At 61.5% G+C, this 15666-nt stretch carries 17 protein-coding genes, 1 tRNA gene and 1 pseudogene; 7 read left to right on the top strand and 12 right to left on the bottom strand.

Annotation, left to right across the window (positions count from 1 at the left end; all coding sequences use genetic code 11):
* Positions 1–43: 43 nt before the first annotated feature.
* Positions 44–808: a class I SAM-dependent methyltransferase gene (locus QM694_RS17340; protein ID WP_415008163.1), complete on the bottom strand. Its 765-nt coding sequence runs from the start codon at positions 806–808 to the stop codon at positions 44–46.
* A gap of 105 nt (positions 809–913) precedes the next feature.
* Here QM694_RS17340 and QM694_RS17335 point away from each other — a divergent pair.
* Positions 914–990, top strand: a tRNA-Arg gene (locus QM694_RS17335).
* Positions 991–1273: 283 nt separating this feature from the next.
* Here QM694_RS17335 and QM694_RS17330 read toward each other — a convergent pair.
* From QM694_RS17330 to QM694_RS17320, 3 genes and pseudogenes are all read right to left on the bottom strand, one after another.
* Positions 1274–2134, bottom strand: a complete 861-nt coding sequence (locus QM694_RS17330) for an SDR family oxidoreductase (RefSeq protein ID WP_415008162.1) — start codon at positions 2132–2134, stop codon at positions 1274–1276.
* Positions 2079–2294, bottom strand: a pseudogene (locus tag QM694_RS17325) (siderophore-interacting protein); the annotation flags it as partial. The pseudogene QM694_RS17325 and the gene QM694_RS17330, both read right to left, overlap by 56 nt.
* Positions 2295–2367: 73 nt before the next feature.
* The gene (locus QM694_RS17320; RefSeq protein WP_415008161.1) at positions 2368–3024 is read right to left on the bottom strand and encodes an O-methyltransferase; all 657 of its coding nucleotides are present in this window, start codon (positions 3022–3024) and stop codon (positions 2368–2370) included.
* A 93-nt stretch (positions 3025–3117) separates the two neighbouring features.
* Here QM694_RS17320 and QM694_RS17315 point away from each other — a divergent pair, with 93 nt between their 5' ends.
* On the top strand, positions 3118–3759 hold the full coding sequence (locus QM694_RS17315; protein WP_415008160.1) for a TetR family transcriptional regulator: 642 nt from the start codon (positions 3118–3120) through the stop codon (positions 3757–3759).
* 19 nt (positions 3760–3778) lie between these two features.
* Here QM694_RS17315 and QM694_RS17310 read toward each other — a convergent pair whose 3' ends face one another.
* Genes QM694_RS17310 through QM694_RS17285 form a run of 6 tightly spaced genes read right to left on the bottom strand, consistent with a single transcriptional unit; the run spans position 3779 to position 8817 of the window.
* A complete protein-coding gene (locus QM694_RS17310; protein WP_415008159.1) occupies positions 3779–5038 on the bottom strand; it encodes a M24 family metallopeptidase in 1260 nt (419 codons plus the stop codon).
* 22 nt (positions 5039–5060) lie between these two features.
* Positions 5061–5891, bottom strand: coding sequence for an ABC transporter permease (locus QM694_RS17305; protein ID WP_415008158.1), 831 nt, complete (start codon positions 5889–5891; stop codon positions 5061–5063).
* Complete coding sequence (locus tag QM694_RS17300; protein WP_415008157.1) at positions 5888–6730, bottom strand: ABC transporter permease; 843 nt, start codon at positions 6728–6730, stop codon at positions 5888–5890. Before QM694_RS17300 ends, QM694_RS17305 begins: the two co-directional genes overlap by 4 nt.
* A complete protein-coding gene (locus QM694_RS17295) occupies positions 6727–7548 on the bottom strand; it encodes an extracellular solute-binding protein (RefSeq protein ID WP_415008655.1) in 822 nt (273 codons plus the stop codon). Before QM694_RS17295 ends, QM694_RS17300 begins: the two co-directional genes overlap by 4 nt.
* A gap of 6 nt (positions 7549–7554) precedes the next feature.
* Positions 7555–7758, bottom strand: a complete 204-nt coding sequence (locus QM694_RS17290; RefSeq protein ID WP_415008156.1) for a hypothetical protein — start codon at positions 7756–7758, stop codon at positions 7555–7557.
* A 36-nt stretch (positions 7759–7794) separates the two neighbouring features.
* Positions 7795–8817, bottom strand: coding sequence for an ABC transporter ATP-binding protein (locus QM694_RS17285; protein WP_415008155.1), 1023 nt, complete (start codon positions 8815–8817; stop codon positions 7795–7797).
* Between the two features lie 103 nt (positions 8818–8920).
* Here QM694_RS17285 and QM694_RS17280 point away from each other — a divergent pair, with 103 nt between their 5' ends.
* Positions 8921–9877 carry a LysR substrate-binding domain-containing protein gene (locus QM694_RS17280; protein ID WP_415008154.1) on the top strand — a complete coding sequence of 319 codons (957 nt, stop codon included), beginning with the start codon at positions 8921–8923 and terminating at the stop codon, positions 9875–9877.
* Positions 9878–10020: 143 nt separating this feature from the next.
* Here QM694_RS17280 and QM694_RS17275 read toward each other — a convergent pair whose 3' ends face one another.
* On the bottom strand, positions 10021–10440 hold the full coding sequence (locus QM694_RS17275) for a helix-turn-helix domain-containing protein (protein ID WP_415008153.1): 420 nt from the start codon (positions 10438–10440) through the stop codon (positions 10021–10023).
* A 49-nt stretch (positions 10441–10489) separates the two neighbouring features.
* Positions 10490–11020: a hypothetical protein gene (locus tag QM694_RS17270; RefSeq protein WP_415008152.1), complete on the bottom strand. Its 531-nt coding sequence runs from the start codon at positions 11018–11020 to the stop codon at positions 10490–10492.
* 196 nt (positions 11021–11216) lie between these two features.
* Here QM694_RS17270 and QM694_RS17265 point away from each other — a divergent pair, with 196 nt between their 5' ends.
* The 4 genes from QM694_RS17265 to QM694_RS17250 are packed head-to-tail and all read left to right on the top strand — an operon-like array spanning position 11217 to position 15654.
* On the top strand, positions 11217–12695 hold the full coding sequence (locus tag QM694_RS17265; protein WP_415008151.1) for an arylsulfatase B: 1479 nt from the start codon (positions 11217–11219) through the stop codon (positions 12693–12695).
* Entirely contained in the window at positions 12682–13647 is a 966-nt protein-coding gene (locus tag QM694_RS17260; RefSeq protein WP_415008150.1) for a formylglycine-generating enzyme family protein, read from the top strand. Before QM694_RS17265 ends, QM694_RS17260 begins: the two co-directional genes overlap by 14 nt.
* Positions 13648–13690: 43 nt before the next feature.
* Positions 13691–14470 carry a hypothetical protein gene (locus tag QM694_RS17255; protein WP_415008149.1) on the top strand — a complete coding sequence of 260 codons (780 nt, stop codon included), beginning with the start codon at positions 13691–13693 and terminating at the stop codon, positions 14468–14470.
* 14 nt (positions 14471–14484) lie between these two features.
* Positions 14485–15654, top strand: coding sequence for a patatin-like phospholipase family protein (locus QM694_RS17250; protein ID WP_415008148.1), 1170 nt, complete (start codon positions 14485–14487; stop codon positions 15652–15654).
* Positions 15655–15666: the final 12 nt, after the last annotated feature.

Raw genomic sequence — 15666 nt, 5'->3', positions numbered from 1 at the left:
GCATACCTACTGGTCGGTATGTTGTCGAGTAAAAAAATGTCGCTCACGGTTTTACCCCGCGCAGATGGGTTGGGCGCATGGCTCCGGCCTGCACCGCCGCTGTCTGGGCGCGGCGCATGTTTGCCCAATCAGCATAGATCTCAGGGCTGGAGGCAGCGATCAGCTCGGCTTTCAAAGGCCCTTCGATCTGCGCCAGATGCTCGCCTGCGAGCTTCGCATACCAGGCGTTGCGGTCGCGGGTTGAGACATGGATGAAGCCCGCTTCCTCCAGCATCAGCGCGCACTCCCGCGCCGTGGCGGGGATGATGGAATAGCTGGCGAGGCGCTGATAGGCCGCCCATTCGGGCGAGGCTTCGCGGTTTTCACCGGCCAGCCAGTCGCTGGCCGCCAGCACGCCGCCGGGCTTCAGCACGCGGCGGATTTCGACGAACAGCGCCAGCTTGTCCTTCACATGCAGGAAGGCTTCCTTGCTGAACACGATGTCGAAGCTCCCGTCCGCAAACGGCAACGGCCCGGGAGCGATGAGACGGAAATCGATTTTCAATCCGGCTTCTTCCGCATTGGCGGCGGCCCGGCCGAGGAGTTCAGCGTCCACATCCACGGCGGTCACGGACCCGGCGCCGAGTTCGCCCGCGATCACCAGTCCCGGGCCGCCGATGCCGCAGCCGATGTCCAGCACACGCTTGCCCGCCACATCGAGGCCCTTGAAGATCTCCCGCACCTCGGAAGCGCCACCCGGCGACATGAAGCCCCTGCCCCACAAAATCTCGAGGCGGTGCACGAAATGCTCGGGATATTCGCTGGCCATGCTCTCAGCATAGCGCGCCGCTTGCGCCGGGGTGAAGACGCCAGAACAGGCTCAGCCTGAGGGCTTGCGTTTGCAGGCGGTGCGGGCTAGAGACACCCCCGTTGCGCGCCCGTAGCTCAGCTGGATAGAGCACCAGACTACGAATCTGGGGGTCATGGGTTCGAATCCTGTCGGGCGCGCCAATTTCTTCTAATAAATTCAATAGCTTACAAACCATAACCACCGGGGCGTAAATGCCTTGGCTGCCTGCGAGGATTGGATCAAGAACGGTCTTGCCAAAGGCAAAGCGTCATCGTCTCCGAGTGGGGGAAGCGCCAGCCATTCCGGCGTTGTCTTGATCAGCCAAAAATGATCATGGGATTTGCGGCAAGGTCGCACTGTGAATTGGCTTCGGTCATGCAATCTCTCTCCACCGTCAAAAAATTGAAGAATGGGCGGGCTTGTTTTGACCGTCACGCTGGAAAGTCAGCCGTAGTAGCCGGGCTGGTCGATATCGGCGATAAGGCTCGGGCCGGTGGGGTTCCAGCCTAGGACTGAACGGGTCTTGGCGCTGGAGGCAGACAGTTCCGCGCCCGCAAAGTGAGCAAACCCGCCGAAGTGATCGCGGTCTCTCGCCTCGACGGGCAATCCGAGGTGCCGGCCAATGAGTTCCGCGATCGTCTTGAACGGAACGGCTTCATCGGCGACCGCATGATAGGCAGCTTCGCTTATACCCTGTTCAAGGGCAAGCCGATAGACCTTCGCAGCGTCCAACCGATGAACGCCGGACCAGTTGTTCCCGGCGCCGCCGATGTATGCAGATACGCCCGTCTGTCGCGCCATTCGCGCGAGCATCGGCACAAAGCCCCAATCCCCAATTCCGTGGACGCAAGACGCAAGACGCACCGTCGCGACCTTGATGCCGCGCTCGGCAAGCGCCCTGGCCGTCGGTTCCGACTTGCGCGGCCCGGGACCGGGAATGTCCTTCTCGGTCGCACCGGCCGACAACCCAAGCAGGCCGGAGGTAACGAGCATGGGCCGGTCAGACCCCTGCAACGCGCTTCCGAGCGTCTCGATCACCCGCTGATCTTGCGCCACGCCTTCCATGAATTTCGAAAAATCATGATTGAAGGCGGCGTGGATCACGGCATCGGCCGACGATGCCGCTTTGCGAAACACATCGAGGTCGTCGAGTGTCCCTTCGATGATCCGCCCGCCAGCCGCTGAAAGAGCCGCCGCCTTGTTCTTGTCTCGCACGAAGCCAGTGACCTGATGGCCTGCTTTCAACAACTCATCTGTGACGGCCGAACCGACCCAGCCGGTGGCACCCGTTATGAACACATGCATTGCTTTCTCCCAAGATGGTTTGACGCGGATGTGTGGTGCTGATCCTGAAGGTGTCACCCGATTTGACGCGCGCGGCCCAAGCTGATGCAGGGCCATTGTCGCCGTGCAGAACGAAGTCGAGTTCCGACCTCCTCGACACCGGATCGAAATGCCGAACAGTGTATGCGCGGCATCACCATAGCCACCTTTTCGACGACGACGTCGAAAAGACTGCAGGCAGGACAGGCCATCGCTCAGCCCACCCGCATGGAGAGTTCAACGTCCTTTGCGAAGGGCACGGATATGTAGCCCCCGCCTGATGCGCGGACGCGCTGCAGATATTCCGGACAGAAATCGGCATTGTCCGCGACGATGAGCGCGCCGGGCTTCAGGCGGCTTTCCACCAGGCTCAGGATTTCAGGATAGAGCGGCTTCGCTCCGTCGAGCAGCAGCAGGTCAATCGCGTCCGGGAGATCGGCGCTCAGCGTCTTCAGGGCATCGCCTTCTCGAAGTTCCACCAGATCTGCAAGGCCGCCTTCGGCCAGATGCTCGCGTGCCCGCACCACTTTGGATGGCTCGAACTCGCTGGTGATGATACGGCCGCCGCCGTTGTCGCGCAGCGCGGCCGCCAGGTGCAGAGTGGAAATGCCGAACGATGTGCCGAACTCGACAATGCTTTTCGCGAACGAGCTGCGTGCGAGCATGTAGAGCAATACACCCGTCTCTCGCGAAACGGGCAGCCACAGGTCTTTCATTAACCTGTAAAGACGGAGATATTCCGTCTTGCTGTGCATCATTCGGTCCAGTTCCCCATCGGAGAGTGCGGACATTGCAGGACTGGCCGCCGCTTCGGCCTCCGCGAACAGACGCTCCAGGAGCGGTGCAAGCGGTGCTTCATTCAAGGTGGTCATAAAGATGTCTGATCCGGGAAAGTGTTGCTTCGTCATGCGTTACAAAATACGATTATTTCGTCGCATTTTCTAATCGCGTTTATGAAAGTTCAAATGACGGATCTCCCAAACTCCCGGATTTCCTCACGAAAACAGCCCAAACAGGCTCGTTCGACCGAACTTGTTGCAACGATCCTGGAGGCGGCTGTTCAGGTTTTGGCGAAGGAGGGCGCGTCCCGGTTCACCACTGCGCGGGTGGCGGAGAAGGCAGGCGTCAGCGTGGGGTCGCTCTATCAGTATTTTCCGAACAAGGCGGCTATCCTGTTCCGGCTGCAAAGCGACGAATGGCGGGAAACAACCCACCTGTGGAAGGCGATCCTTGGCGATACGGCCAAGTCTTCGCTCCAACGGCTACGAATCCTCGTCCATACTTTTTTCCGCTCGGAATGCGATGAGGCGACCGTTCGCGTGGCGCTCGACGATGCTGCTCCACTTTATCGCGATGCTCCCGAAGCACAGGACGTGCGGGCGGAGGGTGACCGGGTCATCGAGGCGTTCATGCGTGAGGCGTTACCCAACACGGCGGACGAGACGCGTGAACTGGCAGGCGACTTGATCTTCACAACGCTGAGCGCGGCGGGGAAAAGCTTTTCAGAAACGCCGCGGTCGGTGGTGGAGATCGAAGACTACGCCGATGCTATGGCGGACATGCTTTGCGCTTATCTCAAGACCCTCAGCGAACATGTCGAGGATTGACGGTTCGAAGGCGCGGCCGTTAGCCGGTGGCCATCAGCTCCAGCGGCGTTTTTGACAGGATACGGCATCCATTGGGCGTATAGACCACGGTGTCGATCAGCCATGTGTTGAAGAGGCTTTCCAGGTTGGTGACCATGTTTTCCTCGAACACGCGGTCGAGATACTTGGTATCCTGATAATGAAAATAGAAATCTCCCACCCAGTCGGGCGGCAGGCTCAGTCCAAGTTCATATCCCAGAACCCATCCTTCCCCGCCATCCAGGCCATTTTCGGCCAGGCACAGCTTGATCAGCGCGTTGACCTCGCGCACCGTCATCCCCGATTTCACTTCGGTCCGGAAAAGATCGAAAACCCTTGCGGCGCGCCGGTATCTGTTGGCCATGGCGGCGGGCGGATCGCCGAGGTAGACGCCGCGCATGGCATTCGCATGGTAGCGGTCATGCACGCCGCAGATGTCGCCGCACAGGAATTGCCCGGCTTCAATCACCCTCCGCCCGGCCATCGCATGGCCGGTCGAGATCGCCCGGCCGTCGCGCACCGGCATCGTGTTGAATATCGGGATGAGAGCGGAAAATTCACTGCCCGCCTTCATCATCGCCGCCGTGGTGAGGCCGAAGAGATCGAGCTCCGTCATGCCGGGGCGGATCTCCTTGAGGATTGCCTGCCAGCCGATGTCCACATAACCCGCTGCCATTTCGATCTTCGCAATCTCGGCGGGCGATTTGACCAGGCGCGCGCCCCTCGGCAAGGCGCTGCCATCAACGACCCGCGCACCGTTGGTGAGGAACGCGCCTTCGAACATGGCGGAAATCGCCGGATTGGGCAGGTAGCTCCACTTTTCCATTCCGACCGTCCCGGACAGCCAGCCGCGCGACGACAGTTCATTCATGACGAAGGGAATGTTGTCGGCTGCGTCCCGCGAGGAAAAGAAATAGAGGTTCTCGCAAACGGAGATCGCGGCGAGGATCGGCATTTCCGTGGGGTTATCGAAATGCAGGATTTCATCGTGATCCACATGAACGGCCGTGCCGTAACATTGCGGATAGCGCATCGGCGAGTTCGCCTTGTACCAGCTGGCGTAATAGCCATGCAGCCAACAGACGCTTTCGGGCGTGGTCAGCCACATCATGTCGATGCCGGCCTTCGCCATCATGCCGCGCAGCTTGTTGAGCCGGTCTTTGTATTCCTGCGGCTCGAAGGCAAGGTGCTTCTCGCCGACAAAGGCTTCCTCGAAAGCCCCCATGACGAGGCCGTTGTAGTCCTTCTTGATGCTGTTCATCGCTGTCATCTCTTTATTGAGGTTAATCATGGCCCGGGACTGGCCGGTCATCGCGGAGGCTCCCCTCCCGCGCAACACGCGCGGAAATCAAACGCGCCGCCAGCACGATGATCACGGTGAGGACAATCAGCAACGTGCTGATTGCGGCAATCGCCGGATCAATGTTGAAGCGGAGCCCCTCCCAAATGCGCTTGGGAAGCGTGGCGATGCTGGCACCGGACACCAGAAGTGTCGTGACCGTTTCTTCCCACGACACGGCGAACGCGGTCCCGAAGGCGATGGCGGTTGGCAAGCGCAGGTTGGGAACGGCAACGGTCCATGCCGTTCGCCACAAACCGGCGCCGAGGCTCTGCGCGGCGCGGCCGAGCGCGGGGTCCAGCCGCGCGGTGCCGACGCCAAGCGCGATCACCGCATAGGGCGCGGCGAGAATTGTGTGGGCAAGGATGAGTCCGGCATGGGTCGCGACCAGCCCCAGCCGGGCATCCGCCACGTAAAGCACGACTCCCGAAACGATCTGCGGGGCAATCAGCGGTATCGCGGCGAGGCCTGTCAGCACAAACCTCCATCGCGAGGGGCGCAGCCATAGGCCTACCGCCAGAAGCAGGGCGAGGCCCGTGGCGATTGCCGCGGAGACGAGGCCAACGATGAGGCTCGTCTCTATGGCATCCAGCCAAACCGGGTCGCCCAGCGCAGTTTGATAGTGGCGAAGCGAAAGGGTGCCATCGGGAAACGAAAGATAGCGTTCCGGCGTGAAGGAAACCGGAATCACGACAAGTATTGGCGCGATGAGAAAAGCCAGCGCGAAGGCTGCCGCAACGAGGGTCGGACGGCGAGGAGAAAGGCCGCTCTTCAACGCCGCCTCCATGTCCGCTGTGTCAGCGCCAGAACGCCGAACAGGACTCCGACGCAGAGCATGAGCAGAACCGTTGCCGCCGTGCCTTTGGGCCAATCCGCAAGCTGGAAGATCTGAGTGTAGATGTACTCGGCGACAAGCATCACACGGCCTCCTCCCAGGAGCGCCGGAGTGACAAAGAAACCAAGTGCGAAGACAAACACAATGATGGAAGCCGCGGCGATGCCAGGCATGGCAAGCGGAACAAGCACCGTCCAGAAGCGCTTGGCCTGACTCGCGCCCAGGCTCTGCGCGGCGAGCAGGAGGCGCGGATCCATCGCACGCAGCGCCGACAGGATCGGAAACACCGCATAGGGAATCATGTAGTGCACCATCCCAACAACGACAGCGAATTCATTGCGCGTGAAGGAGACTGGCCCGTCGGTAAGGCCCAGCGCGGACGCGGCTTCACTGAGCGGCCCGCTCCGGCCCAACAGCACAAGCCAGGCAAAGGCGCGCACCAGAACCGAAATCCAAAACGGAACCAATACCGTGATCTCGACCAGAAGCCGCATCCGGGGTTCCGCGAATACCCATACATAGGCAAGGAGCCCGCCTATGACGACGCTGATCATCGTGGTCAGTGCGGCAATGCGAAAGGTCCGGGCCATGATTGGCACAAAGCTTCCGGTGGTCAGCAAGTCGCGGTATGCATCCAGCGAGAAGCCCCCTTCCGCGCTCCGCAAGCTCCAGCCCGCGAGACCGAGAAAGGGGATAACGTAAGCCAATGCAACGACAAGCGGCAGGGGCAGCACAAGCCCCATCAAACGCACGTCCGCCCATCCCGCCGCCGTTTTCATCCAAAAAGCGCCAGCCACCGGTCAAGCGCCGTTCCATAGTTATCGGCATACCAGGCGTTATTCTTGATCACCTGCCGGGACCGGTTGGCAGGATCGGACGGATTGACCGCCCGTAGCGCCTCGGGGATGAGGTCATTTGCTTTCGGATTGGTCGGCCCGTATTTGTAGGCCTCCATCAACTTTGCCTGTACAGCCGGATCCTGAGTTACCGCGAGGGCTTTGCGCGCGGCTTCAAGCCCCGCCGGGTTGCCTTTCGGAACCGCCCAGACGCCGTGATCCAGAATTCCCTGATTGAAAGTAAAATCGACGGCGCCGGCCGTATCCTGCTTCAGCAGGAACGCACGGGTATGCCACATGTGGCAAATGGTGACTTCGCCATCGCGCAACAGCTGCTGGCTTTCCGATCCGGTGCCCCAGTTGGTGAGAATGTGCGGCTTCAGCTCTTCGAACTTGCGCAATGCGCGATCCACGTCGAGCGGATAAAGCTGGTCCGGCGGAACGCCGTCAGCCAGGAGGGCGCATTCGAGATTGGCGCTCATCCATTTGTAAAACGCCCGCTTGCCGGGATATTTTTCGACATTCCAGACGTCGGCCCAGGTTTTCGGCGGATCATCGCCAAACTTCTTGGCATCGTAGGCCATCACATAGCTGAAGGTTGAATAGGGGACGGCATGAGGATCCGCCGCCTGCGGCGCGGCATCGACCGCAAGGTCTCCGACAGTCTCAAGCAGCCCGAGCCGCCCAAGCCTGATCGCCGAATAGGCTTCGGCATCCGCCAGGTCCCACAGCACCGCCTTGCTTTCAACCTGGGTCTTGATGGTGCCTTAGAGCGGGCCGCTGCCGTCAATTCGAAGCGTCAGCCCGGTGGCCGCCTTGATCGGATCGGCATAAGCCGTTTCGTAAGCGGCAATGGCATCGCCGCCCCAGTTCGCCATGACAAGGTCACCGCCAGCCGCCCGGGCGTGTTGCCCGGTTCCCGCGAGCAGGCCTGTTGCGCCCATGCCCGCCAAAGCCTGGCGGCGCGTCAATCGTAATTTTTCCTGCATTTCTCTTTCTCCCTGTGTTCAGGCCTGGCCGTCTTCAGCGACGATCCAGGCACTTCCTTCCGGCCAACTCATCGCCAGCCGTTCTCCCGGCAGCGGGTTGAGCTGCGCACGCTGTTCTTCCGGCAATATTGCCAGCCATTCCCGTCCGGCTCCGTCGCGCAGCATCGCGCGCCAGCGGTCGCCGGCGAAAACCAGATCCGTCAGCGTCGCGCTGGTGCCGCCGACGCGCGAAAGCCGGACATCCTCGGGGCGGAGTACCGCGAATTTCCCCGCCGGCCCGGCTTGCACGGCATCGGCGGGCACCACATTTGCCTCGCCCACGAATTCGGCGACAAACCGTGACGCTGGCCGCCTGTAGAGCTCTTGCGGCGTGCCGACCTGAACCACCCGGCCCGCACGAAACACCGCGATATGATCCGAAAGGGTCATGGCCTCTTCCTGATCATGCGTGACCAGCACGAATGTGCGGCCTTCCTGCCGATGCAATGCCTTCAATTCGATTTGCAACCGCCTGCGCAAATCGCGGTCAAGCGCAGATAGCGGTTCGTCCAGAAGGAGGATGGAGGGCTGGTAGACGAGCGCCCTTGCCATGGCCACCCGCTGCTGCTGCCCGCCAGAAAGCTGCGAAGGCCGGCGTCCCGCCATTCCGGCAAGGCCAACGCGTTCGAGGATCGGCGCCGCGCGCCTTCGGCTTTCGGCGCGAGAGAGACCGCGCATGCGCAGGGGATAGGCGACATTGTCCAGCGCGGTGAGGTGCGGGAACAGTGCATATCCCTGAAACACGACGCCAAAGGCGCGTTTCTCGGGCGGCATCGCGGTGATATCCTTGCCGTTGTGGCGCACCACCCCCTCGGAAGGCCCAATGAATCCCGCGATCACATTGAGCATTGTCGTTTTCCCCGAACCGGAAGGCCCAAGAAGAGACATGAACGCACCGGGCGCGACATCGAGGTCGACACAATCGAGCGCACGGACGTGCCCATACCGGACGGCGAGCGCCTGCACGGACAAAACGGGCGGGATGCCAAGCACGTCGGTCATGGGTGGCCAATTTCACTTGAAACGATGGTTCCCACATGACAATTCAAAGGGTATTGAATTGCAAAGGATGATTTTGCAAATCAAGTTGAGGAAAATTTGAAACATGAAGCGGCCGGGCCGTGCTTCCGCGTCATCATCCAGTCCCGCAAAGGATGGGAGGCTGCTCTCGTCCCGGCGGCTGCCGAGCCTTGGGGGGCTCGCGGCGTTTGAAGCTGCCGCGCGCCTGGGCGGGTTGGGGCAGGCGGCAAATGAGCTGTCCGTGACGACAAGTGCCATTTCGCATCAGGTCCGCGCACTGGAGGTGCAACTGGGAATGCCGCTCTTCGACCGGTCGACGCGGCCGCTGGCGTTAACATCCACCGGGCGGATGCTTTTGCCGGCGTTGCGTGGCGCGTTTGATGCCATCGCGGACCGCCTCGTTTCGCTTGGCGCTGGCCCGATGCGGGGCGAACTTCGCGTCAATTGCTCGCCGCTTCTTCTGGCGAAACGGGTTTTGCCTTTGCTTTCCGAATTCCTGGATGCCAACCGCGAACTCAACTTGTCGATCAGCACTCAATCACCTCCGCCAGAGGGCTGCGATCTCATCATCTCATTCGGCGAGGTTGATGCGCCCGGGGAACGCAAGGCCCTTCTGACAGGAACACCCTTGCCTTTCTTTGCTGTATGCAGCCCCCGCCTTTTGAATCGCTCACCCGGCATCCGAACGCCAAACGACATCCTGCGCCATCCTCTAATCCACTATGACGATGGGGCGGATTGGCGGCGGCTGATCGCCACCTGTGGTCTCGAAAGTGAAGTCCCTCCCACGCGGCTGACCGTGCCGCATCCTCTGATGGCATTTGATCTGGCCGCGCTTGGCGCAGGCTTTGCGATCGCCGATGCCATGACGGCTGCCGAGGAACTTGCGAGCGGGCGCCTGGTGCGCATCGCCGATACCGAGATGGACGCCCCCGAGCAGTATCTCATGATATTGCCCACCGAAGAGCCAAAACGGCGGCGTGTACGGGCGTTGGAACATTTTCTGCTGGAACGATTGAACGCCGACCCGGGAGTGGAATGAAGAACGGGGGCGGAGTTCCACTACGAGCGCGAGTACCAGCCGCTGCCAAGGATCGGGCCGTGGCGCGAGCGGCTCGATGAACTGCTGTTGGCAGGTGCAACAAACCTGCGAATCTTCCCGCAAAAAGCATTGACGGCCCCGATTCAGTGCCGGCTCTTGCCCCTCGTCAGCGTTTCCGACGGAAGTTCTCCAAATGCCTCAAAATAATGCCGGGAGAAGTGTCCGAGATTTCCGAAGCCGCAGGCAAATGCTACGGCTGTGACGGAACTGCTTGGCTCGGCGCGCAGCAGGAGGGTGCGGGCGTGGCCAAGCCGCACGCGGCGCAGGAAATCCATGGGCGAATAGCCGCGATGTTTGCTGAACGCATACTGGATGCTGCGGACACTTGCGTTGACCGTCGCGGCCACCGATTCGATATCGATTGGCCGGTCCCAGTTGGCGGCGAAATACTCCTCGACGCGCCGCACCTGCCACGGCGCCAGATCGGCGGGCCGGATCGCAGGGTAGCGGCTGAAACTGTGCCGGTTCATGGTGATGAAGGTGGTGATCAGCGCCTGCTCCAATTCGTGGAGGAGAATGGCAGGCGCGGGGTCTTGATCCGCTTCAAGTTCCTCAAGCAGGACCAGCAGCAGGCGGCGGAATTCTATTTAGCTGCGCGGCGGGCGGTGGGGCCGCATGGTTGAGATTGAGGAGCCGGTCACCGCCAATTCCCAGCATGGCGTTGTATTTCGACAGCACCGCATCCGGGCGCATGCAAAAGGCCAGATGCCGGTGGCCTTCGCTAAAATCCAGCTTGATCCTGCTTCTTTCAAACACGGGAAAAGGAAGCTCGTCTTTGCGCAGGATCGCGCTACCGCTGCCGGAACTGTAATCCACCGATCCTCCGATGGTCAGCCCCTGCGCAATAAAGCTGGCGTGCGGAATCGAGACATTCAATCTCCCGTCATAGTGCCCGTAGTAGAGCCCGGAGTGTTCAAGTTTCCTGAAATTGGCGGTGGCGCGAAATCCCTTCTGGCCGCCGGTCAGGCCGAGGTTCAGCACGCCAAAAATCGGGCGGATGGCTTGCGCGAACTCATCAAGGCTGGAGGTGGCGACGAGCGGATTTGCCTGAAGCGGCACCGCGCGCGAAGGCTGCCCGATCATCCTGCTTACATCCCTAGACCAATTTTGCTTGCGTTCTTGGGCGCAAGCTTGCGCGCCGTGAGTAGCAGAGTTGAGAATGCCCGACTAATCAAAAATTCCGGAAAACGCGGCGGATGGCCAAGCCCAACTGGCAGGCGGTCGGTGCGTGGAGGAATTTCACCAGCCCGATGGGCGGTACTTTTAGGGAGAGAACGGCATGGGCATTTCTGGCGGCGATTGCGGTCCTGAATCTTGCGGCGCGGTTGACAATCGCGGGCGGCGGCAATTCCTTGCAGGCACTGCCTCCCTGATCGCGGCCGCTCTTGTGTCGCGTGCATCGCATGCCCAGGCCGCAACAAAACAGCCCAACATTGTTTATATTATCACCGACGATCAGGGCTGGAAGGATGTCGGCTATCATGGCTCCGATATCAAGACGCCCAATATCGACAAGCTGGCGGCGGAGGGGGCCAGGCTCGAGCAGTTCTACGTCCAGCCCATGTGCACGCCCACCCGCGCGGCGCTGATGACGGGCCGTTATCCCTTCCGCTATGGCCTGCAAACCGCCGTCATTCCGCAGGGCGGCACCTATGGCGTGGCGGCTGACGAATATCTGCTGCCGCAGATGCTGAGGGATGCGGGCTATGCCACCGCCATGAGCGGCAAGTGGCATTTGGGCCAGGCCAAGACGGCGATGTGGCCCCGCCAGCGTGGCTTCGATTCCTTCTATGGCGCGCTGCTGGGCGAGATCAATCATTTCACCCACCGGGCCGACAACGGCACCATGGACTGGTTCCGCAACAACAAGCCGCTGAAGGAAGATGGCTACGATAACATCCTGTTCGGCCGTGAAGCCGTGCGGGTGATCAACGAACATGACGGCAAGAAGCCGTTGTTCCTCTATCTGGCCTTCACCGCGCCGCATACGCCCTTCCAGGCGCCCAAGGAATATCTGGACCGTTACAGCCACATCGCCGACGAGAGCCGCCGGGGCTATGCGGCGATGATTTCGGTGGTTGACGATCAGGTCGGGAAAGTTGTCGCGGCCCTCGAGAAGCGCGGCATGCGCGATAATACCCTCATTGTTTTCCAGAGCGACAATGGCGGCGTCACCAACCCGATGTTCGCGGGCGAGAGCGCGGTGAAGGGCAAGCTTCCCGCCGACAATGGCCCCTATCGCGATGGCAAGGGAACCACTTATGAGGGCGGCACGCGCGTGGCGGCGCTCGTCAACTGGCCGGGAAAGATCAAGCCCGGCGTGTTCGATGGCATGATGCATGTCACCGACATGTACGCGACGATGGCCGCGGTGGCGGGCAGCAAGGCTGAAAAGAGCAAGCCGCTGGACGGCATGGACATGTTGCCGGCGATTGCCGATGGCGCGCCGCCGCCGCGCAGCGAAGTCGTCTACAACATCGAGCCAATGGCCGGCACCGTCCGCCAGGGTGACTGGAAGCTGGTGTGGAAGGCGGTGCTGCCGCCCAAGCTTGAACTGTTCGACATCGCCAAGGACCCGTCCGAGAGCACCAACCTCGCGGAGCAGAACCCGGATATCGTCAAGAAGCTGCAGGCGCGGATCGTCGAACTGGCTGCGCAAATGTCGCCACCGCTTTTCCTCTTCGATGCGGTGAGGCTCACGACGCATTCCGAGACGGCGCTTCCCGATGCATCCGAAATGTTCAATGTCGGGGACTGAGCGGCAGGCCTTCATGGAGCACGCCACTCCCGCTGGAATGGCGTGGATTCCCGGCGGCATATTCCGCATGGGGTCCGACCATCACTATCCCGAGGAGGCACCCGCGCATCGCGTGCGGGTTGGCGGATTCTGGATGGACCGCACGTCCGTCACCAATGACGCGTTCTCCCGCTTCGTTGCCAGCACAGGGTACGTGACGCTGGCCGAGCGGCCTCCAAGGGCGGAGGACTATCCCGATGCGCTGCCGGAGTTTCTGGTGGCGGCCTCCGCTGTTTTTTCACCGCCCCCGGCCGCGGTTGACCGGAACAATGCCTATCACTGGTGGGCCTATGTGCCGGGTGCTGACTGGCGGCACCCGCAGGGGCCCGGAAGTTCGATTGAAGGGCTCTCGCAGCACCCCGTCGTTCACATCGCTTATGAAGATGCCGAAGCCTATGCGCGATGGGCCGGCAAGGATCTTCCCACCGAAGCCGAGTTTGAATTTGCGGCGCGCGGCGGGCTTGAGGGCGCGGAGTTCGTCTGGGGAGACGAACTTCATCCCGGCGGCCGCATGATGGCGAACACCTGGCAGGGCGAGTTTCCCTGGCACAACAGCCTCGATGACGGCTTCGCATGGACATCGCCCGCGGGCGCGTTTCCCGCCAATGGCTATGGCCTATCCGACATGGCGGGCAATGTGTGGCAATGGACTTCCGACTGGTATCAGGACCATCGCCAGATCGACAGCCCGTGCTGCACGCTTGAGAACCCGAAGGGCGGCAGCCGGGACAGCAGCTACGATATCGCGTCTTCCGAAACACGCCTGCCGCGCAAAGTCATCAAGGGCGGCTCCTATCTCTGCGCTCCCAGCTATTGCCGCCGCTACCGGCCCGCCGCGCGCATGGCGCAAACCATCGACACCACGACATGCCATGTCGGCTTCCGCTGCGTTTCGCGCGTGGAGCCCCAATGAGCTTCGTCCCCCTCGTTTCAAACCAGATTTGTGGAGCAACCCCATGAACAAGACCTCTCTTCCGGCGCTTGCCGCCTTTGCCGTGATGGCGGGCGCCGCATCGCAGGCGTGGGGTGCGGATGCCTTGCTGCCGCCGACCTACGACGATTCATGGAAAATCACCGTGTCGCCCTATGTGTGGGCGGCGGGCATTCACGGTGAAAGCGGCCTCTTCGGTTTTCCGCCGCAGGATGTCGACATGAGTTTCACCGACACGCTGAAAAACCTCGAGATGGTGTTTTCAGGCGTGACGGAATTCAGGAAAGGGCCCTTCAGCATCAGCACGGATCTTCTCTACGCACGCATCGGGCCCAAGATTGACACGCCCAGGGGAATTGCCGCCGACAAGATCGACGCCACGGTCACCACCTTCATGGCGACAGCCCTGTTCGGCTACAGCATCTACATGAGCGACACGTCGGCCTTCGATGCCGTGGCCGGCGCCAGGCTTTGGTCGGCCGACAACAAGTTTGCCTTCAAGGGCGGCGCGCTTGACGGCACGTCGGCCAGCGACAGCGCAACATGGGTCGATCCCGTGGTGGGCGTGAAATTCAAATCCGACCTCAACGAAAATTTCTATCTCGCAGGCTGGGGACTGGTAGGCGGCTTTGGCGTGTCGTCGTCTTTCATGTGGGATGTGATGGGCGGCGTCGGCTACAAGTTCAACGACCGCGCCTCGATGTTCGCAGGCTACCGCGCGCTGCATGACGATTACAGCCACGACGGCTTCGTGAACAAGATCACCCAGAAGGGGCCCATTCTCGGCGCAACCTTCACGTTCTAGCAAAGCATACGACAGTGCATATCTTTCATTTGCGCCTGGCCCGTCTTGCCGGCCTCGCCGCGCTCCTATTGCTGGCGTCCTGCGCGGGAAAGACGGCGGAAGAGCTTCGCGACCCGGTGCCCGAGGCGCTGGTTCAGGCGGCGGCACTGCCGGGCTATGGCCACATCCGGTACTGGGGAGATGACGGCACAAGCATTTCTCCCGTCGCGATTGCCCTGCTGGGCGATCAACAGACCAAAGATCCGAAAAGAAGCCTGCTCGTCGTTTCGGGCGGCGGCAGCAATGGCGCATTCGGGGCGGGCATCCTGTGCGGATGGACGGCTTCGGGCAGTCGGCCCGCGTTCAACATCGTCACGGGCATCAGCACCGGCTCGCTCGTGGCGCCTTTCGCCTTTCTGGGCCCGGCGTATGATCGGCAGTTGAAGAAAGCCTACACGGAGATTTCCGGAAAAGACATTTACCGGAAGAAAGGCGTGCTCGCCGCTCTCGGCAGCGATTCCGCGGCCGACAACGGCCCTCTCCGCAATCTGGTGGCGCGCTATGTGGACGACGCACTGGTGGAGGCCATCGCGCGGGAATACGCGCGCGGCCGAAGGCTTCTCATCGGCACAACCAATCTCGATGCCGAACGTCCCGTGGTCTGGGACATCGGGGCGATTGCCGCGTCAGGCCAGCCGGGGCGCAAGGAACTCATACAGGATGTCCTCGTCGCGTCCGCATCCATTCCCGGCGTGTTCCCGCCGGTGCGCATCAAGGTCGTCGCGGATGGAAAGACCTATGACGAATTGCAGGTGGATGGCGGAACAAGCAACCAGGCGTTCCTCTTCCCATCCAATCTGGCCCTGCGCGCCATCGACAAATCGCACAATGCCCAGCGGGAGAGAGCGCTCTACATCATCCGCAACGGCAAGGTGGCGCCCGAATACAGTCAGGTGAAGCCGCGCGCCGTGGCGATCGCCGGCAAAGCCATCGCCTCGCTGATCCGCACGCAGGGGATCGGCGATCTCTACCGCATGTATGCCAATGCCCAGCGCGACGGCATCGCCTTCAACGCGCTCTGGGTGCCCGCCAGCTTTGAAGCCACGGAGCCCGAACCGTTCGATCCCGCCTACATGAAGCAGCTTTTCGATCTGGGATACCGGATCGGCAAGACGTCCACAGGCTGGGCACACCAACCGCCGTAACAACCCCGATAA

The sequence above is a fragment of the Aestuariivirga sp. genome (genome assembly GCF_047602625.1).
In the GTDB taxonomy this organism is placed as follows: domain Bacteria; phylum Pseudomonadota; class Alphaproteobacteria; order Rhizobiales; family Aestuariivirgaceae; genus Aestuariivirga.
Note: the sequence above shows the minus strand (reverse complement) of the source record. Positions and strands in the feature narration are given on the sequence as shown.